The 26,494-nt window shown below is 46.6% G+C and carries 16 protein-coding genes; 12 read left to right on the top strand and 4 right to left on the bottom strand.

The annotated features are described in order from the left end of the window. Window positions 1–57 precede the first annotated feature (57 nt). From epd to ACRRS0_RS18105, 12 genes are all read left to right on the top strand, one after another. Complete coding sequence (gene epd, locus ACRRS0_RS18160; RefSeq protein WP_432451805.1) at window positions 58–1,089, top strand: erythrose-4-phosphate dehydrogenase; 1,032 nt, start codon at window positions 58–60, stop codon at window positions 1,087–1,089. A gap of 49 nt (window positions 1,090–1,138) precedes the next feature. After that, window positions 1,139–2,302 (top strand): phosphoglycerate kinase, encoded by a 1,164-nt coding sequence (locus tag ACRRS0_RS18155; protein WP_432451807.1) that lies wholly within the window; start codon window positions 1,139–1,141, stop codon window positions 2,300–2,302. Window positions 2,303–2,402: 100 nt separating this feature from the next. Beyond that, entirely contained in the window at window positions 2,403–3,479 is a 1,077-nt protein-coding gene (fbaA, locus tag ACRRS0_RS18150) for a class II fructose-bisphosphate aldolase (protein WP_432451808.1), read from the top strand. 470 nt (window positions 3,480–3,949) lie between these two features. Continuing rightward, window positions 3,950–11,572 (top strand): retention module-containing protein, encoded by a 7,623-nt coding sequence (locus tag ACRRS0_RS18145; RefSeq protein WP_432451809.1) that lies wholly within the window; start codon window positions 3,950–3,952, stop codon window positions 11,570–11,572. Window positions 11,573–11,651: 79 nt separating this feature from the next. Further along, complete coding sequence (locus ACRRS0_RS18140; protein WP_432451811.1) at window positions 11,652–13,820, top strand: type I secretion system permease/ATPase; 2,169 nt, start codon at window positions 11,652–11,654, stop codon at window positions 13,818–13,820. After that, window positions 13,807–15,201: an HlyD family type I secretion periplasmic adaptor subunit gene (locus tag ACRRS0_RS18135; RefSeq protein WP_432451812.1), complete on the top strand. Its 1,395-nt coding sequence runs from the start codon at window positions 13,807–13,809 to the stop codon at window positions 15,199–15,201. Before ACRRS0_RS18140 ends, ACRRS0_RS18135 begins: the two co-directional genes overlap by 14 nt. Window positions 15,202–15,232: 31 nt before the next feature. Continuing rightward, window positions 15,233–16,528: a TolC family outer membrane protein gene (locus ACRRS0_RS18130; protein ID WP_432451813.1), complete on the top strand. Its 1,296-nt coding sequence runs from the start codon at window positions 15,233–15,235 to the stop codon at window positions 16,526–16,528. Further along, a complete protein-coding gene (locus ACRRS0_RS18125; RefSeq protein ID WP_432451814.1) occupies window positions 16,528–17,130 on the top strand; it encodes an OmpA family protein in 603 nt (200 codons plus the stop codon). Before ACRRS0_RS18130 ends, ACRRS0_RS18125 begins: the two co-directional genes overlap by 1 nt. Window positions 17,131–17,139: 9 nt before the next feature. After that, the gene (locus tag ACRRS0_RS18120) at window positions 17,140–17,811 is read left to right on the top strand and encodes a transglutaminase-like cysteine peptidase (protein ID WP_432451815.1); all 672 of its coding nucleotides are present in this window, start codon (window positions 17,140–17,142) and stop codon (window positions 17,809–17,811) included. 9 nt (window positions 17,812–17,820) lie between these two features. Continuing rightward, window positions 17,821–19,761 carry a bifunctional diguanylate cyclase/phosphodiesterase gene (locus ACRRS0_RS18115; RefSeq protein WP_432451816.1) on the top strand — a complete coding sequence of 647 codons (1,941 nt, stop codon included), beginning with the start codon at window positions 17,821–17,823 and terminating at the stop codon, window positions 19,759–19,761. A 167-nt stretch (window positions 19,762–19,928) separates the two neighbouring features. Further along, window positions 19,929–20,618: an SIMPL domain-containing protein gene (locus ACRRS0_RS18110; RefSeq protein ID WP_432451817.1), complete on the top strand. Its 690-nt coding sequence runs from the start codon at window positions 19,929–19,931 to the stop codon at window positions 20,616–20,618. Window positions 20,619–20,843: 225 nt separating this feature from the next. After that, window positions 20,844–21,686 (top strand): substrate-binding periplasmic protein, encoded by an 843-nt coding sequence (locus tag ACRRS0_RS18105; protein ID WP_432451818.1) that lies wholly within the window; start codon window positions 20,844–20,846, stop codon window positions 21,684–21,686. 97 nt (window positions 21,687–21,783) lie between these two features. Here the strand turns inward: ACRRS0_RS18105 and ACRRS0_RS18100 are convergent, their stop codons facing one another. From ACRRS0_RS18100 to ACRRS0_RS18085, 4 genes are read right to left on the bottom strand one after another with little or no spacing between them, the layout of a single operon-like run. Further along, window positions 21,784–22,758 carry a substrate-binding domain-containing protein gene (locus tag ACRRS0_RS18100; protein ID WP_432451819.1) on the bottom strand — a complete coding sequence of 325 codons (975 nt, stop codon included), beginning with the start codon at window positions 22,756–22,758 and terminating at the stop codon, window positions 21,784–21,786. Window positions 22,759–22,795: 37 nt separating this feature from the next. Then, window positions 22,796–23,800, bottom strand: coding sequence for an ABC transporter permease (locus tag ACRRS0_RS18095; protein ID WP_432451820.1), 1,005 nt, complete (start codon window positions 23,798–23,800; stop codon window positions 22,796–22,798). Then, window positions 23,793–25,331 carry a sugar ABC transporter ATP-binding protein gene (locus ACRRS0_RS18090; RefSeq protein ID WP_432451822.1) on the bottom strand — a complete coding sequence of 513 codons (1,539 nt, stop codon included), beginning with the start codon at window positions 25,329–25,331 and terminating at the stop codon, window positions 23,793–23,795. The genes ACRRS0_RS18095 and ACRRS0_RS18090 overlap by 8 nt, the downstream gene beginning before the upstream one ends. Further along, a complete protein-coding gene (locus tag ACRRS0_RS18085; RefSeq protein WP_432451823.1) occupies window positions 25,318–26,487 on the bottom strand; it encodes a Gfo/Idh/MocA family protein in 1,170 nt (389 codons plus the stop codon). Before ACRRS0_RS18085 ends, ACRRS0_RS18090 begins: the two co-directional genes overlap by 14 nt. Window positions 26,488–26,494: the final 7 nt, after the last annotated feature.

Below are 26,494 nucleotides of genomic sequence, written 5' to 3'. Positions count from 1 at the left end.
CTCTGAATTATAGAGGGTTTTTTGTTTTGTTGCTTATTTATGGAAATGCAAAATACTATGCAGCATCATCCTATTCGGGTCGCTATTAATGGTTTTGGCAGAATTGGCCGAAGTGTGCTTAGAGCGTTATTTGAGTCTCAGCGACAAGCTCAGATCCAAGTGGTGGCGATTAACGAGTTAGCTAGTCCAGAGGCTATGGCTCATTTACTTAAGTATGATTCTACCCACGGTACTTTTGCTGAACATGTCTCGCTACAGGGGGAATGTTTATCAGTGGCTGGTCAGCAGATCCAGCTGCTGCATAACCGTGAACCAAGTGCTTTGCCGTGGGCTGAGTTTAAGGTGGATATCGTGCTGGAGTGCACCGGACGTTTTAGTTCAGTCGCTGATGCGCAAATGCATATTGACGCTGGCGCTAAAAAAGTATTGTTCTCTCATCCAGCCGATCCTTGCGTTGACCACACGGTAGTCTATGGTGTTAATGAGCATATGCTGAATGCGGCGAGTAAGGTTGTCTCTAACGGCTCTTGTACTACGAACTGTATCGTGCCTGTGATTCAGGTATTGGATGAGGCCTTCGGTGTGGAATGTGGTACTATTACTACAATTCACTCATCCATGAATGACCAACAAGTGATCGATGCTTACCACAGTGACCTGCGTAGAACACGCGCGGCCGGGCAATCAATTATTCCAGTTGATACCAAGCTGGCTAAAGGTGTAGAGCGTATTCTTCCTAAGTTTGCAGGTAAGTTTGAGGCTATCGCTGTGCGGGTGCCAACACAGAATGTTACGGCGATGGACTTGAGTGTAACTTTGTGTAAAAAAGTTACAGTTTCTGATATAAATCAAGCCATTCAAGCGGCAGTTTGCGGTAAATTAGCGGGTATCTTGAGCTATACCGAAGAACCCTTGGTGTCTATCGATTTTAACCACAATAGTCATTCAAGCATTATTGATGGCTCACAAACACGAGTAAGTGGCCAACACTTAGTCAAAGTGTTGGCTTGGTGTGATAACGAATGGGGCTTTGCCAACCGTATGTTAGACACCACCGTTTTAATGAGTCAGATGGAATTATCGGCTTAGCCAAGCGGCTGGGTTGTAAGTTTAATTTAAAACTAAATGAGGACAGATAATGTCAATTATCAAAATGACCGACTTAGATCTTGCTGGTAAACGCGTATTAGTACGTCAAGATCTGAATGTTCCTGTAAAAAATGGAAAAGTGACTTCCGATGCTCGTATCTTAGCATCGATTCCAACCATTAAGTTGGCCTTAGAGCAAGGCGCTAAGTTGATGATTACTTCTCACCTTGGTCGTCCTACTGAAGGTGAATATAACGCAGAATTTTCTCTTCAGCCTGTGGTTGACTACTTAAATGAAGCTTTAGATGTGCCAGTACGTCTTGCGACTGACTACCTCGATGGCTTAGAGCTTAAAGCTGGTGAATTGGTGGTTCTTGAAAACGTTCGTTTCAACGTTGGTGAGAAGAAAAATGAAGAAGCTTTAGCTAAAAAAATGGCTGCACTATGTGATGTTTACGTGATGGATGCCTTTGGTACCGCTCACCGCGCTCAAGCGTCGACTCATGGTGTAGGTATGTTTGCTGAAGTTGCTTGTGCTGGTCCTTTACTTGCGGCTGAACTTGAAGCATTAGGTAAGGCAATGGATAAACCAGAACGTCCATTGGTTGCGATTGTTGGTGGTTCTAAAGTTTCGACGAAGCTAACTGTATTAGAGTCACTCTCTAAAATAGCTGACCAATTAGTGGTTGGTGGTGGTATTGCAAACACCTTTATCGCCGCTGAAGGTCATAACGTAGGTAAGTCTCTTTACGAAGCGGACTTACTTGAAACCGCTAAAAAATTGATGAAAGAGTGTGCTATTCCAGTTGCCACTGATGTTGCATGTGCCAAAGCATTTGATGAAAATGCTGAAGCTGAAATTAAACATGTTTCAGAAGTTCAAGATGATGACATGATCTTCGACTTGGGTCCTGATTCAACAGCGGCGCTTGCAGAAATCATTGGTAATGCTAAAACTATTCTTTGGAATGGTCCTGTGGGCGTATTCGAATTCAAGAATTTTGAAGCGGGTACAGCAGGCATTTCTAAAGCGATTGCTGAATCAGCTGGTTTTTCTGTAGCCGGCGGTGGTGATACACTAGCAGCGATTGATAAGTTCGGAATTAAAGACCAGGTTTCTTACATCTCTACTGGGGGCGGTGCCTTCTTAGAGTTTGTAGAAGGTAAAGTATTACCTGCCGTAGCAATGCTTGAGGAGCGTGCTAAAGGTTAACTGGCGACAGTGTGGAAGCTTTGCTTCCGCACTGTGATAAGTAATAAAGCACAGAAGTGTTCATAATTTTAATTAAATATAAGTAGATGGAATCATTGATATGTCTAAGATCTTCGATGCAGTAAAACCTGGGGTTATCTCTGGCGACGATTTGCAAAAAGTTTTTGCTATTGCTAAAGAAAACAAATTCGCACTTCCAGCGGTTAACGTAGTTAACACTGACACGATTAACGGTGTATTAGAAGCTGCAGCCAAGGCTAAAGCGCCAGTTGTTGTTCAATTCTCAAACGGCGGTGCCGGTTTCTTCACTGGTAAAGGCGTTAAACTTGAAGGCCAAGGCGCAGCGATTCAAGGTGCTGTTGCGGGCGCTAAGTATGTTCACGCTGTTGCTGAATCTTACGGTGTTCCTGTGATCCTTCACACTGACCACGCAGCTAAAAAATTGCTACCTTGGATTGACGGTCTACTCGATGCGGGTGAAGAATTCTTCGCTCAAACTGGTAAGCCTTTGTTCTCTTCTCACATGATTGACCTTTCTGAAGAGCCACTAGAAGAAAACATCCAAATCTGTGGCGAATACCTTGCTCGCATGGCTAAAATGAACATGACCCTTGAGATTGAATTGGGTTGTACTGGTGGTGAAGAAGATGGCGTAGATAACTCTGATATGGACGCGTCTGAGCTTTACACTTCTCCAGAAGACGTAGCTTATGCATACGAGAAACTAACCGCGATTAGCCCTCGTTTCACGATTGCTGCTTCTTTCGGTAACGTACACGGTGTTTACCAAGCGGGTAACGTTGTACTTACTCCTACTATTCTTCGTGATTCACAAGCTTACTGTGCTGAGAAATTTGGTATTGCTCCAAATGCACTTAACTTCGTATTCCACGGTGGTTCAGGTTCTTCTCAAGCAGAAATTCAAGAGTCTATCGGCTACGGTGTGATCAAAATGAACATTGATACTGATACTCAATGGGCTAGCTGGGACGGCGTACGTGCTTACTACGTTGAAAATGAAGCTTACCTACAGGGCCAAATTGGTAACCCTAAAGGTGCTGATCAACCGAATAAAAAATTCTACGATCCACGCGTTTGGTTACGTAAAGGTCAAGAAAGCATGGTTGCACGTTTAGAGCGCGCTTTTGCTGATTTGAATGCAGTAGACGTACTGTAATTTTATAGCGATACCGTGTGATATAAGGCTCGCCTCGGCGAGCCTTTTTGTTTTCAGTGTATTGATTATCATCTATTTTGCTTGTTCTCAAAGTTTCCACTCCCTTATTTGTCTTGATTAAAGACGCATTATCACCAACCCAAATTGATACTTATGCTGGGAACTTAGAGCTTATCGCTGCTTAATTGTGTTTATTGTGATAATACTTCTCTTCATTGGTTTACACCTTCTAGTTGATGAATGTTTTAGTTATTCTTTATAGAGTATGTGAATCAATCAGTTGTTGATTGGTGATTCTGTTATTGGTATGTGTTTCAGGGCCCTAGATCGCAAGTTAAAATTTGAATTAGTAAAATTCATTCGTTAAATGTTAATCTGATGGCTAAAATTTATACTTTAACAACTGTGTTATCTGTGAGTATTGTCGCCGCAGAAATCTAGAACATCGATCATGTTGAAAGGAAATAAATATGGAACAGAGCATTGCAACTTCAAGTGCAACAATCGTGTCTATTCAAGGGCAAGCGTTTGCTGTGGATGAACTTGGCAATATTAGGGCTCTGCAGCCAGGCGATCAAGTTCAAGCTGGGGAGTTAATTATTAGTTCCCAGGGAGCGCAATTAGGTTTCTATTATGGTGGTGCTGAATATCAGTTAGGAGAGAACAGCGGCACTCAGTTACCAGTAGATGTTACCACAGGACAAGCGCAGCAGCTGAGCGCGGTGAATGATGTTGACATCGAAGCCTTACAACAAGCGATTTTGGATGGTGTGGACCCCACGACTTTATTTGAAGCGACGGCGGCTGGCGGCGAAACAGCTGCAGTGAGTGAGGGCAATGGTGGTTTTGTTAGCATTGAGCGAGTCGGCAGCGAAATTATTGCTGAAGTCGGTTTTGATACCCAAGGTATAACAGTTAATCCGACTCCCACGGTTAATCAACTCGCAGCGAATGTTCAGGATACAACTGCACCTTTTCCGGATGACCAAGCACCCACCATTAGTATTAATACGGAAACTATTAGTGAAGGGGCGGTTGATGAAAATACAGTGGTTGCCAGTTTTGTGTCTAGTGATCCTGATGGTGATCCGCTGAGTCACAGCATCATCAATGATAGTCAGGGTTATTTTTTGCTTGATGGCAATCAGGTGAAATTGACCCCCGAAGGGATCGCTGCAATTAATAATGATCAGCTGAATTTAACCGAGTTAAATTTGACGGTTCAGGTCGAGGCTAACGGACTTAGTACTAACGATACAGCAACGGTTGTGATTGCTCGGGTTGATGCAGGAGACCAAGGTCCCAGTATCCAAGTTTTAGCCGTAGACAATATCACTGAAGACTCGGTTAGCACTGATACTGTGGTTGCTAATTTCAGTTCCAGCGACCCGGAAGGGGATGTTCAAACTCATCAGTTATTGAATAACGACGATGGATATTTGGTGATCGATGGTAACACTGTCAAGCTTAGCGAGGCTGGCGTTGCGGCAGTGAATAATGACAGCTTAAACCTTAGCCAACTGAGTGTTACGGTGGAGGTAACGGCTAACGGTCAAACAGATTCTGCCAGCGATCAGTTATCCATCATACATGTCAACGATGCCCCTGAGAGCAGCACAGTAGTCTTAGAGCCCATCGCCGAAGATAGCGGCGCGCGCATCATTAGCTCTGAAGAATTACTGGCCAATGCCAGCGACTTGGAAGGCGACGATTTAACGGTCAGCAACTTGCAGCTGAGCAGTGGTAACGGCAGTTTAGTGGACAACGATGACGGCAGCTGGACTTATACGCCGGCGGCCGATGATGACAGCAGCGTTAGCTTCTCATACCAAATTACCGACAATGGCAGCACCAATGGTCTCAGCGATCCACTAAGCGTGGATGCCAGCGCCAGTCTCGATCTCACTCCGGTGAATGATGCACCCGAATCAAGTGCGGTCGTCTTGACCCCCATCGCCGAAGACAGCGGCGCGCGCATCATTAGCTCTGAAGAACTACTGGCCAATGCCAGCGACTTGGAAGGCGACGATTTAACGGTCAGCAACTTGCAGCTGAGCAGCGGCGCGGGCAGCTTAGTGGATAATGGCGACGGCAGCTGGACCTATACACCGGCGGCCGATGATGACAGCAGCGTTAGCTTCTCTTATCAAATTACCGATAATGGCAGCAGCAATGGCCTCAGCGATCCACTAAGCGTGGATGCCAGCGCCAGTCTCGATCTCACCCCGGTCAACGATGCCCCAGAAAGTACGGCGCTTGTGTTAGATCCGATTGCTGAGGACAGCGGCGCGCGGATCATCACTAGCGAAGAACTGCTGGCCAATGCCAGCGACTTGGAAGGTGACGATTTAACGGTCAGCAACTTGCAGCTGAGCAGCGGCGCGGGCAGTCTGATCGACAATGGCGACGGCAGCTGGACTTATACACCAGTGGCCGATGATGACAGCAGCGTTAGCTTCTCTTATCAAATTACCGACAATGGCAGCAGCAATGGCCTGAGCGATCCTCTCAGCGTGGATGCCAGCGCCAGCCTCGATCTCACTCCGGTCAACGATGCACCCGAATCGAGTGCGGTCGTCTTGACTCCCATCGCCGAAGATAGCGGCGCGCGCATCATTAGCTCTGAAGAATTACTGGCCAATGCCAGCGACTTGGAAGGCGACGATTTAACGGTCAGCAACTTGCAGCTGAGCAGCGGCGCGGGCAGCTTGATAGATAATGGTGATGGCAGCTGGACTTATACACCGGCGGCCGATGATGACAGCAGCGTCAGCTTCTCTTATCAAATCACCGATAATGGCAGCAGCAATGGCCTCAGCGATCCACTAAGCGTGGATGCCAGCGCCAGTCTCGATCTCACCCCGGTCAATGATGCACCCGAATCAAGTGCGGTCGTCTTGACCCCCATCGCCGAAGACAGCGGCGCGCGCATCATTAGCTCTGAAGAACTACTGGCCAATGCCAGCGACTTGGAAGGCGACGATTTAACGGTCAGCAATTTGCAGCTGAGCAGCGGCGCGGGCAGTTTAGTGGATAATGGCGACGGCAGTTGGACTTATACGCCGGTGGCCGATGATGACAGCAGTGTTAGCTTCTCTTATCAAATCACCGATAATGGCAGCACTAATGGCCTGAGCGATCCACTCAGCGTGGATGCCAGCGCCAGTCTCGATCTCACTCCGGTCAATGATGCACCTGAATCGAGTGCGGTCGTCTTGACTCCCATCGCCGAAGACAGCGGCGCGCGGCTGATTACCAGCGAAGAACTACTGGCCAATGCCAGCGACTTGGAAGGCGACGATTTAACCGTCAGCAACTTGCAGCTGAGCAGCGGCGCGGGCAGTTTAGTGGACAATGGCGACGGCAGTTGGACTTATACGCCGGTGGCCGATGATGACAGCAGCGTTAGCTTCTCATACCAAATCACCGACAATGGCAGCACTAATGGCCTCAGCGATCCACTCAGCGTGGATGCCAGCGCCAGCCTCGATCTCACTCCGGTCAACGATGCCCCTGAGAGCAGCACAGTAGTCTTAGAGCCTATCGCCGAAGATAGCGGCGCGCGCATCATTAGCTCTGAAGAATTACTGGCCAATGCCAGCGACTTGGAAGGCGACGATTTAACGGTCAGCAACTTGCAGTTGAGCAGCGGTAACGGCAGTTTAGTGGATAACGGTGATGGCAGCTGGACTTATACGCCGGCGGCCAATGATGACAGCAGCGTCAGCTTCTCTTATCAAATTACCGATAATGGCAGCACCAATGGTCTCAGCGACCCACTCAGCGTGGACGCCAGTGCCAGCCTCGATCTCACTCCGGTCAACGATGCCCCTGAGAGCAGCACAGTAGTCTTAGAGCCTATCGCCGAAGACAGCGGCGCGCGGCTGATTACCAGCGAAGAACTACTGGCCAATGCCAGCGACTTGGAAGGCGACGATTTAACGGTCAGCAACTTGCAGCTGAGCAGTGGTAACGGCAGTTTAGTGGACAATGGCGATGGCAATTGGACTTATACGCCGGCGGCTGATGATGACAGCAGCGTTAGCTTCTCTTATCAAATCACCGATAATGGCAGCAGCAATGGCCTGAGCGATCCCCAAAGCATCGATGCCAGTGCCAGCCTCGATCTCACTCCGGTCAACGATGCCCCTGAGAGCAGCACAGTAGTCTTAGAGCCTATCGCCGAAGACAGCGGCGCGCGGCTGATTACCAGCGAAGAACTACTGGCCAATGCCAGCGACTTGGAAGGCGACGATTTAACGGTCAGCAACTTACAGTTGAGCAGCGGCGCGGGCAGCTTAGTGGATAACGGCGATGGCAGCTGGACCTACACGCCGGCGGCCGATGATGACAGCAGCGTTAGTTTCTCATACCAAATTACCGATAATGGCAGCAGCAATGGCCTCAGCGATCCACTCAGCGTGGATGCCAGCGCCAGCCTCGATCTCACCCCGGTGAATGATGCCCCTGAGAGCAGCACAGTAGTCTTAGAGCCTATTGCAGAAGATAGCGGCGCGCGCACCATCACCAGCGAAGAACTGCTGGCCAATGCCAGCGACTTGGAAGGCGACGATTTAACGGTCAGTAACTTGCAGTTGAGCAGTGGTAACGGCAGCTTAGTGGATAACGGTGATGGCAGCTGGACTTACACGCCGGCGGCCGATGATGACAGCAGCGTTAGTTTCTCATACCAAATTATCGACAATGGCAGCAGCAATGGCCTCAGCGATCCACTCAGCGTGGATGCCAGCGCCAGTCTCGATCTCACTCCGGTGAATGATGCACCCGAATCAAGTGCGGTCGTCTTGACCCCCATCGCCGAAGACAGCGGCGCGCGGCTGATTACCAGCGAAGAACTATTGGCCAATGCCAGCGACTTGGAAGGCGACGATCTCAGTGTCAGCAACTTGCAACTGAGCAGCGGTAACGGTAGTTTAGTGGACAACGGTGACGGTAGCTGGACTTATACGCCGGCGGCCAATGATGACAGCAGCGTCAGCTTCTCTTATCAAATTACCGATAATGGCAGCACCAATGGCCTCAGCGATCCATTAAGCGTTGATGCCAGCGCCAGTCTCGATCTCACCCCGGTCAACGATGCGCCAGAGGCGATTAATGACCATTTCAATTTACTCGCATCGGGAGGTACTGTATCACTCGATCTTTTAGCGAATGATTCTGACCCAGAGGGTGCTGCGATTAGCATTAAATCCATTGGTGGTACTTTGTTAACTCCCGGAACCGCCCAGGCTATTGCTGTCGAACAAGGGCTTGTGAATGTGAGTGAAGCGGGTTTAATTAGCTTTACCGCGAACCCTGATAGTGGTGGCGATGTTCGTTTCTCTTATACGATAGAGGATCAAGGGGGTCAACAAAGTCAAGCGACGGTAAGTGGCAATATTATTGATTTGAACAGTGACAGCGCGCAGGTCTTTGAAGCGGGCCTGGCCACAGGCTCGGCACCTGGGGTTGCCAATAGTTCAGCAAGTGGAAACTTATTAGCCAACGACGGCGGAGATTTTTCCGAGTTATCGATAAGTAGTATTGCCTATGAAGGCAGCCCGTATACTGCTGATGTTAATGGCGTGATTAGCATTGACACTGAGCAGGGTGTATTAACGGTGTATACCGAAGCCTATGATGGCTTTGGTAAGGGAGACTATCAATACCAGTTAAATACCTCGCGCTTAGCGGGTGATGGTCAAAGCGAGAGTTTCTCTTATATTGTTAGTAATGCTCCCGCTGGTTTTACCAGTCAGGCGACACTTGAGGTGAGTATTGTCGATGATGCCCCTGTCGGTAGTCAGGTTGCATTGACTCTGGAGTCGAGCCCCTTGTCGGTCACGACTAATTTAGTCTTGGTATTAGACACATCGGCGAGTATGAATAATGGAGAGCATGGCGATGGGCTCGATTACTTAAAAATTGCCGTCGATGCTTTAACCCATTTGATTGATCAGGCCGACGATAAGGGCAATGTGAATGTACAAATCATTGGTTTCTCTGATTCTCAAGTGAGTAGTGGGTGGATCATTGATAACGTGGCCGACGCCTTAGACTACTTGCAAAGCTTAGCCTCCGGAGGCGGTACTCACTATGATTCAGCCTTGAATCAAGTTATTCAATCCAGCATCGTTGCCGAGCAACCGAGTGCCGATAGTACGCTGTTGTACTTTATTTCCGATGGTGAACCGAATCAGGGTTATGGTATTGACGAGACGGTCGAGTATAAGGGCTTAACTGGACAGGATGCTTGGGATACTTTTGTTAATGAGAATGTCGATATTAGCTATGGAGTGGGGATTGGTAATGCCAACTTATCGGTGTTACAAGACATTGCTTCAGATTCTGCGAATGATGAATACGCATTTATTGTAAATGATGTGACTGATTTATCGACTAGCTTGGTAGAAAGTTATTTAGACGAGGCAGTGAGTGGCTCGTTAGGCTTAGTTGACACGGCATCAACCAGTGGTTTCATGGTGGGAGCGGATAATGGCTACGTGAGCGCTATAAAGGTTGATGGTACCACTTATACCTATGATCCAGATGCTAGACCAGAGCAGCAACAAACCCTGAGTATCGCCACTGCTCTGGGGGGCTTGTTAGTCCTTAACTTTGTGACTGGTGCCTATAGCTATGAACTCAGCTTGAATAGTGATGGCTGGGCGCAACAAGAAAAATTCAGTGTCACAGTGTCAGACTTCGATGGTGACAGTGCTGTTACCGACATTGTAATTCATACTGTATTTGAACCAATTGTTGATGCTAATCGTGATTATGTGATCACTTCTCAGGATGGCACCAGCAGTATCAGTATTCCGAGTCTGGCCCTATTATGGAATGATCAGGGGCATGCGATTGAATTGAGTGGTGTTAGTGATGCGCAAGGCGGTAGTGCTAGTCTGGATGATTCAGCTAATATCGTGTTTGAATCCGATGATGGCATCGGTTTAGGTATTAATGAAAGTAATTTTGAAACTGAAGCCGTGGCCACAATCGCGATTGAAAATCCGCTCGATAGCGGTTTATCGCCAATCAATAATTCATTGTTAACGGCGGTTGATTTAAGTGACCGCTCTTTATTCAGTGCCAATGATCGCAATATCATCAATACCAATAACATTGACGGATACTCTTACGCTTTTCAAGGGACTTTAGAGAGTGATATTTCAGTCGTTGGTGGTGTTGACCAAGATTGGTTTAAGGTGACATTGGCAGTAGGCGAACAGTTACGTATTAATGTCAGCTCTAATGATGATGCTTCTCGGTCCGTGGATGTGGATGTGTATTTATATAATGAATCAGGAGAGCAGATAGCCGTTATCGATGATTACTGGGCCGGTGCCAAGGAAACTTACACTGCCGATTATCAAGGTGATTATTATATTCAAATTGTCGCGGAACAGGGTGCTGATAATGGCCAAGCTTATCAACTTGATTTAACTATTTTGACCGATACTGCGGAGTACAATAAATCGGCCGCAACAGATGTATTGGAGCAGTTTGATTATGGCATCAATGCTGATGGTCTCTCGGATACCGCCACGGTCGAAATTGTTGGTGAACATAGTCAAACGCTACAAGGTAGTGACGCCGATGAGATTTTAATTGGCAATGAGCATAGCGATAGTTTGCTGGGTGGCGGCGGTCAAGATGCTTTAATAGGAAATCAGGGTGATGATGTCTTGATTGGCGGTAGCGGCGAAGACTTACTCATTGGTGGTCAGGGTAACGATATACTTACTGGTGGTGATGATAGTGATATGTTTGCTTGGTTAGCAAATGATGATCAAGCGAGCGTGAATGATACGATTACCGATTTCACTGTTGGTGAAGGCGGTGATGTGCTTAACTTAAGTGATTTGTTACAAGGGGAAACGGAAGCCAGTTTGGAATCTTTCCTCTCCTTCGAAACGGTGACTCATGGAAGTGGTGTCGATACCATTATTTCAATTGATAAAGATGGTGGCGACAATGGTTTCAGTGTTCATCAGACTATTACCCTCGAGAATGTTGATTTTAGCGGTATGAGTGATAGCGAAATATTGACTCAATTAATTGAAGATCAACAGCTTAATGTCGATAACTAAACCTTTTTATTTGGGTTAATTTAATTACAAGAGTAAGCTAAGGCTTGCTCTTGATGTTTTATATTGTAAAGGATGCAAGGTGCAGGAAGCCAACCCACAGCAACACCATCACCGTGATTTAGATATTGCTGCTGAGCGCAGTGACCCCTTACTGAATAGTTTGGTATTTTTGTCCAAGTATTACGGCAAGCCTTTTTCAGCGAAGGCGCTTTCGGCTGGTCTACCGTTAAAAGAGGGCTTGTTGACGCCTGCGTTATTACCTCGCGCGGCATTACGCGCCGGAATGGATGCATCTTTGGTTAAAAAACCAATTGATAAAATTCCCGACTTATTATTGCCTTGTATTTTGCTATTAGAAGATGGTCGCTGTTGTGTATTGCTTGCTCGTAACCAGCAAGATATTGAAGTAGCTTGGCCGGAATTACCTGATAGCCACGAGCATATTACTTTAGACAAATTGGCTCCGAGTTATAGCGGTTTTTGTTGTTATGTTCGTAAACGTTATCGTTTTGATGCGCGTTCTCCGGAAGCTTTAAAGAGTAACCGTGGTCATTGGTTCTGGAGTACTTTGCGTCGCTCGGCTCCTATCTACCGAGACGCTTTGGTCGCATCATTATTTGTGAATTTATTTGCAATTGCTTCGCCCTTATTTGTGATGAATGTTTATGATCGGGTCGTGCCCAATTCAGCGATGGATACCTTATGGGTATTGACAGCTGGAATGGCGCTGGTCTTGGTGTTCGATTTCGCTTTAAAGCAGATGCGTGCTTACACTTTAGACTTAGCAGCTAAGAAATCAGATATTTTATTATCTGCCCGAATCTTCGAAAAATTGCTGAACATGAAGATGGAGACTCGTCCTACCTCGGTAGGTGCCTTCGCAAAAAATATACAAGAGTTCGATTCGATCCGAGAATTTATTACCTCCGCCACGATTGCCGCTTTAGTTGATGTGCCATTTTCTTTGCTGTTCCTTGCGATTATTGCACTGGTTGCCGGCCCCTTGGTATTGGTGCCTGCTGGGGCGGCGCTGGTGATGCTTCTGTATTCATTTTGGATCAAACGTAAGATGCATCAAGAGGTCGAGCTAGGTAGCCGATTTGCCAGTCAAAAGAATGCTCATTTAATCGAAAGTCTTTCTGGTATCGAGTCTTTGAAGTTAGCGGGGGCAGAAAGCCAATTCCAGCATAAGTGGGAAGAGTTAGTCGGTAATATCGCCACTTGGAATATGCAAATTCGCAAATTGGCGACTTCGGTGGGCAGCGTTAACGGCTTTGTTTCACAAAGTACCACGGTGTTATTAGTGGTGGTTGGGGTATTTCAAATCTCTGTTGGTGAATTGTCGATGGGGGGCCTGGTGGCGGCGGTTATGTTAACCGGACGCGCTTTGGTTCCTTTCTCTCAAGTCTCATTATTGGCAACGCGTTATAATCAGGCGCAATCGGCATTGCAAAATCTAGAACAGATTATGGCTTTGCCGGATGAGAATCTAGAGCGTTATATGCATCGTTCTCATTTCGATGGCGATATCAGTTTTAGCGATGTAGATTTCACTTATCCGGGTTCTGAAGTTCAAGTGCTTAAACAGGTAAGCTTTGCGATTAAAGCCAAGGAAAAAGTCGCGATTATCGGGAAAATCGGTGCAGGAAAGACCAGCATTGAAAAACTTCTGCTGGGATTTTATACGCAACAGCAAGGCGCTATTCGTCTCGATGGTGTTGATTTAAAACAGATTAGTCCTGCAGATATTCGTCAAAAACTGGGGTGTTTACCTCAAGATATTAATCTGTTTTATGGCTCTATTCGGGAAAATATCACCCTCGGGGTGCCGCATATCGAAGATGAGCTGATTTTTCGCGCAGCAGAGTTAGCTGGGGTGAATGAGTTTACTGATATAGATCCTGAAGGTTTAGATCGTCAAGTGGGCGAGCGGGGTCAATATTTATCAGGGGGACAGCGCCAGGCGGTCGCTTTAGCACGTGCTTTGCTGTTTAACCCTCCGGTATTAGTGCTCGATGAACCGACCAGCAGTATGGACGCTCACTCTGAGAATTTAGTGAAGGCACAACTGAAACAAGTTGTCGCCGATAAAACCTTTATTTTAATTACACACAAAATGTCGATGTTGGATTTAGTTGATCGGATTATTGTATTGGAACGTGGTCGAGTGGTTGCCGATGGCAGTAAAGCAAAGGTTCTAGAGCTACTGCGTACTGGTCAAGTGAGGTCACCAAATGGCCAAGCGTAAGCTAAATGTTTCTGAGAGTGATCTGCAATTTGTGGATGATATTAACGCCGCGATATTAATGAAAACGCCGCGTAGTTCGCGTCGTTTACTATGGTTGATCTTTATTTTGATGATCTGCGCCTTATATTGGGCTCATTGGGCCAAAGTGGATGAAGTTACGGTCGGCGCGGGGAAAGTTATCCCTTCCCAACAAATTCAAACCATTCAAAATCTTGAAGGCGGTATTCTTAAACAAATTTTGGTGAAAGAAGGCGATACTGTTGAAATAGGCCAGCCTTTATTGTTGATTGACGATACTCGTTTTCGTTCCGATTTTCGTGAACGAGAGCAACGCTTAATTAATCTTCAGTCTGATGTAGCGCGCCTGCGTAGCGAAATTACCAGTATTAAAATGCACCCCGAGTTGGACATGACACAGTGGCGTAAACAAGTATTAATTAGTGATGAGCCCATAGACTTTGATGCCGAGTTTAGCCAAAAGTACCCTGAAGAAGTGAAGGGTCAGCAGTTGCAAAAGATGGCTAGGTTGCGGGCCTTACAAAATCAATTGTCGATTACCGCAGGTCAAATTGAGCAGAAACAACAGGAGTTATTGGAGCTTAAGTCTAAGGTAGAGCATGCTCAGCGGAGTTACAGTTTGGTGCTAGAAGAGCTCGCCCTCACGAAACCCTTAGCCAAAGAAGGTATTGTTTCTCAGGTCGAATTGTTAAAATTGAAACGTCAAGCCAACGACCTGAATGGCGAACTTCAAAGTAGCAAGCTATTAGAACCAAAAATTCGCAGTGCTATCGCCGAAACGGTGTATAAGCGTCGAGATATTGCGCTCGCTTTTTTGAGTGATGCGCGTCAGCAGTTGAATAAAATTGAATCTGAATTGCAGCCATTAACCGAGGGCCAAGTTGGTCTGCGGGATCGAGTCGCTCGTACTTCAGTGGTCTCGCCAGTCAAGGGGACTGTGAAAAAAATCTATAGCAATACGGTGGGTGGAGTGGTGCAACCAGGGATGAGCATCATGGAAATCGTGCCTATGGAAGATAATTTATTGGTTGAGGCGAAAATTCAACCTAAAGATATTGCTTTTCTTCGTCCGGGGCTTAAAACTGTTGTTAAATTCAGTGCTTACGACTTTTCAATTTATGGTGGTTTGAATGGTCATTTAGAATTAATAAGCGCAGATACGATTTTGGATGAAGAAGGTCATAGCTACTATTTAGTGCGGGTACGTACAGATAAAAACTACTTAGGTAGTGATAACATGCAGTTACCAATTATTCCTGGAATGTTGGCCAATGTAGACATTATCACCGGTAAAAAGAGTATTTTGGATTATCTATTAAAACCGATTATGAAGGCGCGACAGACTGCGTTAAGAGAACGTTAATCGTGAACGTACCAGTTAACAAGGAGAGTTAATGAACAAGTTGTGCTTAAGCATTACGTTTGGATTGATGATGAGCTGTAATTTCGCTTCGGCTCAATCTTTAGAGCAAGCGGTGGCCAAAGCTTTAACCGAGCATCCTCAATTACAATCTTCTTTTAACCAGTTTAAGGCAAGTGGTGAGCAATATCAGGGGGCAAAGGGCGGCTTTTATCCCAAGGTTGATTTGAATGCTGGCGCGGGGTGGGGGCAACGGGAAACAAACGCGTCAGGTACCAATAGCGCCAATCCTACAGAGCTTGGTATTAGTATTCGTCAGTTATTATTTAGCGGTTTTGCGACTACCGGTGAGGTATCGAGAACCGAGAATGAGGCGCGGGCCGATCAGTGGTTATTGTATAACGATGCCGAGAATATTGCGTTGCAGGTCGTGAATGTTTATTTAGAGGTGCTCAAGCAACAGCAATTGCTTGCCTTGGCTGAGAATAATTTGCAAACTCATCTGGCGATCCAAGGGGATATTAAGAAGCGCACCGATGCCGGGCTAGGTTCTAGTGCCGATCTTACTCAAATTAACGGTCGAGTGGCTCGAGCGAACACCAATGCTCTCTCCGCTCAAAATAACCTATTGGATGCTCAAAGCCAGTTTTTGCGAGTGGTGAATAGTCTCCCTCAGGATTTGGTCATGCCGGCGGCCGATATGAACTTGTTACCGCCGGATCTTGATAGTGCGGTTGATGCGGCCTTGAAAGTTCACCCCGCATTAAAGTCTGCGCAATATGATGTTGCAGCCGCGAATGCCCAAAATACCGTGGCTAAGTCGCGTAACTACCCAGAGGTTGCTTTAGAGTTAGATGGGGATTGGAATCGTAACCAAAACGGTCTCGCTCATACCAAAGATTATGAGCTAGCGGCGATGCTACGCTTGCGTTATAACTTATTTAATGGTGGCAGTGATTCAGCGGCGATTCGTCAGAGCGCTTATCAGGTCAATCGGGCCAAATCGATGAATGAGGATGCGCTGCGTCAAGTCACTGAGGGCACGCGCTTGGCTTGGAATGCCTGGGATGTATTGGTTCGTCAAAAATCATTCTTGCAGCGGCACGTTGATGCGAGTTACCAAACAGTGAGCGCCTACAAAAAACAGTTTAATTTGGGAAAGCGTAGTTTGTTGGATGTACTGAATACTGAGAACGAGTTATTTGAAGCTCAAAATGAGTTTATTGCTGCCGATATTGACGAATTACGAGCGAAATACCGTCTGCTGAATGCCACTGGGCAATTGCTCGAAGGATTACGGGTAGACCGACCCGAAGATTGGACTTTTTAATGCTTAAATTGAGCGCAGTCATCCTACTGGCGATCTTCAATCTGATGGCTTGTAGCCAGAGTGTTGAGCCTTATAGGGTTGAATTGGCGGGCTACGACCGTGCTGATCAAGATCGCGATGGGGTCATTAATCAACGAGATCTTTGCGTCGATACCGAATCTGGGGCTGAAATTGATAATAATGGTTGTGCTGCTTATCAATTAAATGTTGATAGTTATGAGCTGATGGTATTTTTTGAAAATGATTCGAGTCAATTGAAGCGTGAGTTTGAGCCGCAGTTACAGCAAGTCGCTGAATTTATGCGGCGTTATCCTCAGGTTGAAATTGGGGTTGAAGGTTACGCCAGTGCTAGCGGTCGTGCAGACTATAATCTGCAGCTTTCGCGGCAACGGGCGAAGGCTGTGAGCCAGGTACTGGTTGAGCGTTTTCAAATAAGTGAGCAGAGGATCCAACTACAGCCTATGGGCGAAAGCCAACAGTTGGTGGATGATGATTCACCTCAAGCGGCGGCTGCCAATCGTCGAGTCCGTATATTTGTGCAACAAAAATACCGCAATGTGGTCCCTAAATGGACTATCTACACGTCTCAGTTAAAGCCTTAGGTTAGCGGCATGCGGCGCCTTTTTTCACGCTGGTGGCTGATGGCTTTAATTTGGCCAATGCTGCTACTCGCTTCGGCCTATCAACTGGAAGAGCTTGCCGCCACGGTCCGCAGTTTTTATGGTGAAAGAGCCGAATTAAGAGTTCGCGCCTGGCGTCAGTTGATTGCCGAGAGTCAAACCATTGCAGAGGCCGAGCAGCTCAATCGGGTCAATGATTTTTTCAATCAAATGTTATTTGTCGATGATATTGAAGTTTGGGGACAAAAAGATTACTGGGCGACTCCGGTTGAATTTTTAGGCGCAGCCGCTGGTGATTGTGACGATTTTAGCATCGCCAAATATTTCTCCTTAATCGAATTAGGGGTTGATGATAGCAAGATGCGCTTGGTCTACGTTAAGTCTTTGACTTATAATCAGTTTCATATGGTTGTTGCGTATTATAAAACTCCGGCTTCGGTTCCCATTATTCTTGATAACATCAATCCAAGGATCCTGCCAGCGACACAACGTGGCGACTTAGTACCGATCTATAGCTTCAACGGTCAGCATCTTTGGCTAATGAAAGAAAAAGGTCGAGGTCAGTTGGCGGGTAACTCTTCTCGGCTTAAATTATGGACCGATTTACAACAGCGCTGGCGGCTCAATCAATTGAAAAAACCAGTAAAGAATTTTGAGGGCTAGGGGACCACTATGACCTTATATCGCCAATTATTGATAGTCGTATTGCTGATTTATGGTGGCTTACTTGCCGTTGTATTTACGATTGATGTTAACAATACTCGAACTTATTTGTCTGAACAGCAGCTCTCAGATGTGAATAATACAGTTACCTCTTTGGGATTGTCCTTGAGTCCTTATCTTGAAGCGAATGATAAAGTGGCGGCCGAGTCGGTGATTAACGCGATGTTCGACAGTGGCTACTATCAGCAAATTAGCCTGAAAATGTTCACTGATAATCAATTGATTGATCGACGTAATAGCGCCAGCATTGAGGGGGTACCTGACTGGTTTATCTCGCTGGCGTGGTTTAAACCGAGCGCCCAACAGCAGGTGCTCACTAGTGGTTGGATGCAGTTGGGCGAATTAAATGTGGTTGCTCACTCTGGCTATGCCTACTTGCAGTTATGGGATGCCATGCTTGATCTCGCCAAACTGTTTGTGGTGGGCTATTTGGTTACAGTACTATTGCTGATGCGAGCGCTACGTTATTTATTAAAGCCGCTAGAACAAATTCAAGAGCAAGCCAAACAGTTGGAACAGCGTAACTTTGGGCAAACTATCCCCTTGCCTCGCACTCAAGAGCTGCGCAGTGTAGTGGGGGCGATTAATCATATGTCAGATAGTATTGCCCAGCAGTTTGAGCAACAGGTCCGGGAGGCGAGCATCCTCCGTCAGCAAGCTTTTCAGGATTCGGTCTCAGGTTTGGGCAATCGAGCTTATTTTGTCAGTCAGAGTCAGTCTTGGTTGGCTGAATCCGGAGTTGGAGGTGTGGTCTTGCTCTCACTTGATGTGATAGAAGCCATCCATCTGCGAGATGGTTTTGTCGCACGTGATCACTTGATTCAATCCGTGGGCGAATTATTTTCTAGTTATATCCAGCAACAACAACAATTGGTATTTGCTCGCATTAGTAAATTAGAGTTCGCTATTTTAGCGGAAGGCTTTGATAAGCAACAATTGTTAGCGCTGACCAAGCAAGCGCATCAAGACATTATGCAACGACTGGGGCCTTGGCAGCATTATCTCAGTCGGCCGATGGTGATGGGTTTAGTATTGCGCCAGCATGATGAGAATATTAGCCAATTACTGACTGCCGCCGATGCAGCTTTGCATGCCGCGCGTGAGCAACGTGAGGGGTATTATAGTCTGGCAGCGGTTGAAGATAATGCGATACCTCGTAGCCAATGGAAACAGTTACTGGAAAGCACTATTGAGCGGCAAAGCTTGAATTATAAAACTCAAGTGGTTCAGTTTATTCATACCGATAGTGTGTTACACCATGAACTGTTTACGACTATCGAGGTCGATGCTCAAGATTATGCCGCTGGGCAATTTATGCCGGCAATTGAACAATTTAGACTGGGCGCTCAATTTGACCAAATGGTGGTAGAAAAAGCCGCCATTGCCTTGCATCGACAGCTAGACTTAAGCTTAGCCATTAATCTCACCTTGTCGGCCTTGAGTGATGTTCAGTTTTTAAACTGGTTGGTTGGTTTTGCCCGGCAGCAGCAAACAGTGGCAAAGCGGATGGCTTTTGAGATCCCAGAGACCGCATTTTTGCATGAAAATAGTGAACTTAGCCGATGCATCGATTGCTTGCGTGACCTTGGTTTTCAGATTGGCATCGATCAATATGGTCGTAACCTAAACTCACTGAGTTACTTAAGTCGAGTCAAACCAGATTATGTGAAAATTGATTATGGTTATACCGCTCAGGCTTTGGTTGAAGGGGGCGATAGTCATTTCTTGAGTGCTATTTGTCGTGCGGCTAAAAATTTGCAAATTGTGACGGTGGCACAACGGGTGGAGAATCAACAGCAAGTTGAGCGTTTAGCCAGCCTACCGGTGGATGCCTATCAAGGTTATGTGGCGCCACCTGAAAAATTCAACTTGATTGGGCAGCGGCGATGAAGCGATGTTTGTTGATTGTTTGCTAAGGCAGATTGAGCGGATATATTTCCGGGGTCTGTGGCAGATAAAGCCTCTACTAAGGCGGTTCAACGGCTCCGCAAGGGTTTTTATCTAGAGAAGATTAACCATAAAAGATGAATATGCCCGAGGGCTTACGAGGGAATAAGATGAAGAATTATCTGTTAGCGCTAGTCATTTGCTGTTGCGCGACAGCTCAACCAGTATTTGCCGCATTGTTACATACGAATGGTGAAGCGAAGCTATTGGTAATTGCCGATCAGGTACAACTTGATTTACAGGCCTCGAGTCTGGCGAAGACCGCTGGTGATGCGAAGCAACAAGTGGATAAAATCGTGAAGGTCACACAGTCAAAATTGGCTAATCTGCTCAGCGAATCTGATCGTTTCGAAGCTAGCCAATTACAAATTCAAGCTGAGTACCGCTATCAAGACCGCGAACGAATATTTGTCGGTTACCGTGCACAACGTAGTATCGTTGTAGAGCTCTCAAGTCTGGACTTACTCACTCGCGTATTGGATGCTGCGATGCTCAGTGGTGTGAATGAGGTTCGTCGCTTGCAATATACCAGCTCACAAGCAGAACAATATCAGCATCAGGTTCGCGCGATGGCTGTGGAAGATTCCTACGCAAAAGCCAAACAACTGGCCGATGCATATAATAGCCGTTTAGGTACCGTCGCCGAGGTGAACTACCGCAGTCAAGCGGGGGTGCCAATGATGAAAACAGAACGGGCGAATTTAGCTGCGGATGGGAATAGTAGTTCCTATCAGGCTGCTCAGCTAGTATTTAGTGATAACGTCGATGTTAGTTTTAACTTATTAACCGAAGATGATTGATTGGACAAGCGAATCATAAGTCCGAGCCAGAGGATGTAGTTGACTCAACCTAGTGACGATCAAGTAGCGGCCAGTATCCTTGTGCCGGACGGTTGATGAAAGGTGCCGATTCTCAAACTTCACGACGGACTACGAATAGGCTTAGCTTGTGGTGTACGAGTTGGCTTTCAGTTGCTGGTTTACGCTGAACCTGCAGAATTAGTTTGAATTGTCAGAGCACTTAACATGGATAAAAAGTTTAAACAATCGCTCTCTTTGCTGCAGCTGATGTGGTTGGCGCTGATGATGAACTTTGCTTTGCCGCTGGCCGCACAGCCAGTGCCGCCCACCGAAGTCGAGTTTGTCACTATTGATTATCCGCCGCTACTGGGCAAGAAAGACAGCATCATGACCGATATTACAACGGCGGCCTTTAATGCGATGGGAATAACCGTTACTTATAAAGTGTATCCGTTGGCGAGGGTGGTGAGAGCGGTTACCAGTAATAGTGTGGTAGGGGCCTTAGGCAGTAATAGTTGGTTTCATTATGCGCCCGCTGATGAACCGGTTGCTTTCATTCGTATGTATAGCCTGAATATGCTGCTCTTTTATTTAAAATCTCGTTTTCCCGAGGGACTCAAGTATCAAGATTTAAGCGAACTCAAAGACTACCAAATCGGTTATATCCGTGGCGGTTCACTGATTCCTGTATTTGAACGTGAAGGGATTAAACCGGATTTAGTGAGAAATTTGAGCCAAAATGTGCATAAGGTTTATGCGGGACGAGATGATATGTTTGCCGCTACCGAGCTTGGAGGCTGGGCGATTATTGAGCGCTACTATCCTGAGCATGTCGATAAGTTTTCGTCCGCAGAGCAAGCGATCCTCAACATTAGTGGGGATATTATTTTCGCGAGTCAACAGCGCTATTGGGCTGCGTTATTCCAACAGGGTTTTGAAGCCATCAAGGCGAATGGAGAATATTTAACCATTATTCAAAAGTACTACGGTGGGAGAGCTTTACCGCAACACATGCTCGATTTTATGCAGCAGCCAATTACCCTTGAAACACTTAAAGCCGTCGAATAAGCCTGGCATTTTGTGAGAACTCTCCAAGTCAAGTCCTGCCGCGTGGAATGGACTTGTGACTTGGAGAGTTGCATCAATATACGATTAGTCGGTCGACTTAATAGGCGGCATCGCTTACCACAAAGTCTTGGGCGTTGTGGGTATCAACCAGTTCGGCCGCTAAAATCACTCGTGATGGTGCACTGTGATACATTCTACCTAAATGTTCATGACGTAACCCGGTAATTGCTAACGCAATCCCTGAAGCAATCATGCTTGGTGGATAGGTCACTGTGGCTCTTACCACGGGGTTTCCATTCACGATCATGGCTATAATGTCCTGTGAACCTGCGCCACCTAAAACGGTTTTAATATCGCTGCGCCCAGATTCTTTGATTGCCTGCATCACACCCTTTAACATATCGTCATCTTGGCACCATACCGCATCAATTTTAGGGTGTTTTTGTAAATAGTTTTCCATGACAGCCAAGGCTTTTTGGGTCGACCAATCGGCTGGCTGACTGTCTAATATGGTGATGTCTGGATGTTTCGCTATCACTCGATTAAAGGCGTCTACTCGCTGCTTGTTAATCGGAATGGGCATGCCTTCAATCACAACCACCTTTCCTTTGTTTTTCATTTCTTTTGCAAGCCATTCACCACTGACTCTGCCAAGACCTGCGTTATCTCCGGCAATAAATACATTTTGGGCGGGAACTTCCAGTTCTCGGTCAACCACGACGGTATAAATACCGCTGTTGTAGGCTTCTTCGATAACTTTCTGTAGCGTTGCTGGATTGTGGGGTAAAATGACGAGCGCATCGATCCCTTTAATCATTAAATCTTCCACATCCCCCACTTGTTTTGAGCCTGAGCTGGCTGCGACTACATAAAACTCCAGCCCATCTTCTTGCTGTTTAAAATCTTTGGCAGCTTTTTCTGCCCACCACAGCAACCCAGCGGTCCAACCATGGTCTGCTGAGGGTACCGATACTCCAATTTTGAGGTTTTTTGCTATCGCGATATTGATGCTTAGTGAACTGACAAGCACAATACCCAGTAGCAGTTTTCCTATGTGTTGTAATAAACTCATGACTTGCTCTCCTTCGTATTAAATTGACGGCGTGGCTTTAGCGGTCTCGTTTGAATTGCATTAATACCGCAATCAAAATAACCAAGCCTTTTACCGTTCCTTGTAGATAGGGAGAAACCCCTAATAAATTCAGCATATTATTAATAATCCCCAGAATGATGGCTCCAATAACCGTCCCCCATAAGGTTCCTTTGCCACCGGATAGCGAAGTGCCGCCAATCACCACCGCGGCAATCGCATCCAGCTCGTAAAATAGGCCCGCGTCTCCAGGGCTCACCGAATTCAGCCGTGACGAAAGCATGAGTGCGGATAAACCCACGGTAAACCCCACAATCACAAAGCTTAATAAGTACACGCCTTGTACATTGATTGCCGAGTAAGTTGCCACTTTAGGGTTTGAGCCCACCGCGCAAAGGTGGCGCCCGAACGCGCTGTGGCGCAATACCACATGGCCTAATAGCGCTAAACTCAAAAATAGCCAGACTGGGATCGGAATACCTAGCCAGTAGCCCCCTCCGAGATCTGGGTAATAGGAGTTTTGCGAGACCATTTCTCCAGCATCGCTAATGTAAAGGGTGAGTGAGCGAAAAATAGACATGGTGGCTAGAGTCGAAACGAAGGCGGCAATTTTACCTTTGGTCGTGAGCCAGCCGTTGAGCGCCCCAAAGGCAGCTCCCATTGCCATTGCTGCGACAATTACGATGACAACGCTAGTCCAACCATCCCCTAAATAGTTGAGTAACATAATGACTAATACACCGACCAAGGCCAGCATCGAACCGACCGACAAGTCGATCCCACCAGCGATAATCACAAAGGTCATCCCAAGGGCGATAATTCCGGTGTAAGAGACTTGGCGTAGTACATTCGTGAGGTTTCTGGGGATCAGAAAGTGTTCGCTCGCTAAGGCCGAGAGTAAGATCAAAATTAACAGCGCGAGGAGTGGAGCCCAATTTGAAATACTAAGTGTTGGCAATCTGCTGAGCCAAGTTCTTGCTCGCTTCGGCTGGTTTTTAGTTTTCATTTTTGCAAGCTCATTCATGCTCGCTCTCCTGTCGTTGAGGTGTGGTGGTGGTCGCTTGTGAGGTTAGCCCCGCCGCCAGAAACATAATTTGTTGTTCATTAATTTGCTGGGCCTTGAGTTCTCCTTGGATCCGACCCTCGCGCATTACCAGTACCCGGTGAGCAAGGCCTATTAACTCTTCCATATCGGAGGAAATCACTACGACCGCTAAGCCTTGTTCGGTAAGGTTTTGTACAAAGTGATAAATTTCTTTCTTGGTATTTACATCCACTCCCCGAGTGGGTTCATCGAGGATTAAAATTTGTGGTTGGGTGTCCATCCATTTCGCCAGATAAACCTTTTGTTGATTCCCTCCGCTCAAATACAATAATTCGCTATTTAATGACGCGGCTTTAATATCGAATCTCTTCACATAGTGTTCGGCTGTCTGGTGAGTTTTACGATGATTAATTAAGCCTTTGCAGTATTGGCTTAAAGAAATCAAACTGATGTTTTCGGGTAGGTTAAAGTTCATGGTAAGGCCACAGCCTTGGCGATCTTCACTTAAGTAAGCCAGACCGTGTTTTAGGGCATCCTTAATGTTATGGATCGATACCATTTGTTGCTGAACCCATGTTTTTCCAGAATGGCGTCGGCGGAGGCCCATGATTGCCTCTGCCATTTCGGTTCGGCCACTACCGACTAAGCCAGCAAAACCCAGAACTTCACCCCGGCGTACACTAAAACTGATATCGTGCAGCAGGCCTTTGATTGAGAGCTGCTGAATCTTTAGTGCTTGCTGGGATTGAATTTCCGAGCGCAGAGGAAATACTTGATTAAGTTCTCTACCAACCATCTTACGGGCCATGTCTTGTTCGTTGATTTCACTTACCTGTTCAATCGTGATGAGTGAACCATCACGCAAGATCATCAGCCGATCGCATAATTGTTTTACCTCTTTAAGCTTGTGCGAGATGAATAAAATAGTGACACCTTGCGCTTTTAACTTTTCAATCAGTTTAAATAACACCGTGACTTCTTGGCTGGTGAGCACGGTTGTTGGCTCATCCATAATCAGCAGTCGAGCGTCATTAACCAAGGCTTTGGCTATTTCGACCATCTGTTTTTCGGCGACACTCAGTTGCTCAATCAGGGCATCTGCTGATAGCTCGGTTTCAAGTAAACTTAATAACTCTTGAGTTCGTTGGCGCATCGCTTTTTTATTGAGTAATATTGGCCCCTTGAGTTCTTGCCCAAGAAAGATGTTCTCAAATACGTTCAAACTAGCGATGAGGTTAAATTCTTGAGGGATCATGGCGATACCGAGTGCTTTCGCATCGCTAGGGCTATTGATCTTTACTTGTTTTCCGGCGACTGAAATTCGACCGCCACTACTTTGATAAATACCGGAAATAATTTTCAGTAGCGTGGATTTTCCAGCTCCGTTTTCGCCTAAAATCCCCATCACTTCGCCGGGCATTATCTGTGCACTAATGCCATCTAATACAGGTACCCCAGAAAAGTGTTTACTGATTTTCTCTAGGCTTAGAATGGGTTCAGCTTGCTTCATGCCCATTCTCCAAAGCGGTCCACTGGCCGTTATTTTGTGAAGAAAACAACATTGCATTGATGAATTGTAAGCCTTCAACACCTTGTTTTACGCCCGGTAATAGGCTGTTGGCAAAGATTTCAGTGGGAGATTTTCCTGCCGCGCACAGTCGGATAGCTTGCGCGGTTTCTTGATATAAATTAGCAAAGCCCTCGAGGTAACCCTCGGGGTGGCCTGCCGGCGTTCTAACTAAATGGGGGGATCCTGATTGATAACCATAACCAGCTCGACTTAAGATCCGGCTTGGTTGCGCAAAGGGGCTGTAAATTAGCTGATTGGGCTGCTCTTGCGCCCATTCTAAACCGCCATCACTACCGTAGACCCGGATCCGCAGCCCGTTTTCATTGCCGGGGGCGACTTGCGAACTCCACAACATACCGCGTACACCTTGCTCAAAACGCAGCATTGCATGTACGTTATCGTCTAATATTCGATTTTCGACGAAGCTGGTGAGTTCTGCGCTGACTTGTTCGACTTGTAAGCCAGAGACAAAGGTGGCTAAGTTGAAAGCATGGGTACCAATGTCACCTAAACAACCTGCAGGACCAGAACGTCGGGGGTCGGTGCGCCAGGCGGCTTGTTTATTACCGCTATTTTCGGTGGCGGTGGTCAGCCAATCTTGGGCATACTCGACTTGAACTAAACGCAGTCTACCTAAGATCCCTTCGCTGACCATTTGGCGGGCCTGCCGTATCATCGGGTAGGCGCTATAATTATGCGTTAATACAAATAATTTTCCGCTGCGAGTGGCCAATGTTTGCAGGCTTAAGGCTTCTTGTAGTGAGCAGGTCATTGGTTTGTCACAAATGACGTGAATGCCAGCCTGTAAAAACGCTTCCGCAATCGGGAAGTGTAAGTGATTTGGCGTCACAATGCTTACCGCTGTGATGCCATCGCTACGTGCCGCTTCGGCTTCGGCCATGTCTCGATAATCGAGATAACAGCGTGTCGGTTCAATAGCAAGTTCTGCTGCCGATTGTTTGGCTTTGTTCGGATCAGCGCTGAGGGCGCCAGCGACCAGCTCAAATTGATCATCTAAACGGGCGGCTATGCGATGAATTGCACCGATAAATGCGCCACTTCCCCCGCCAACCATGCCTAATTTAATCTTAGTCATACCTTGT

Source organism: Agarivorans sp. QJM3NY_29, assembly GCF_050870835.2.
Taxonomy (GTDB): domain Bacteria; phylum Pseudomonadota; class Gammaproteobacteria; order Enterobacterales; family Celerinatantimonadaceae; genus Agarivorans.
The sequence above is the reverse complement of the archived record's forward strand: the minus strand, read 5'-3'. Positions and strand labels throughout refer to the sequence as shown.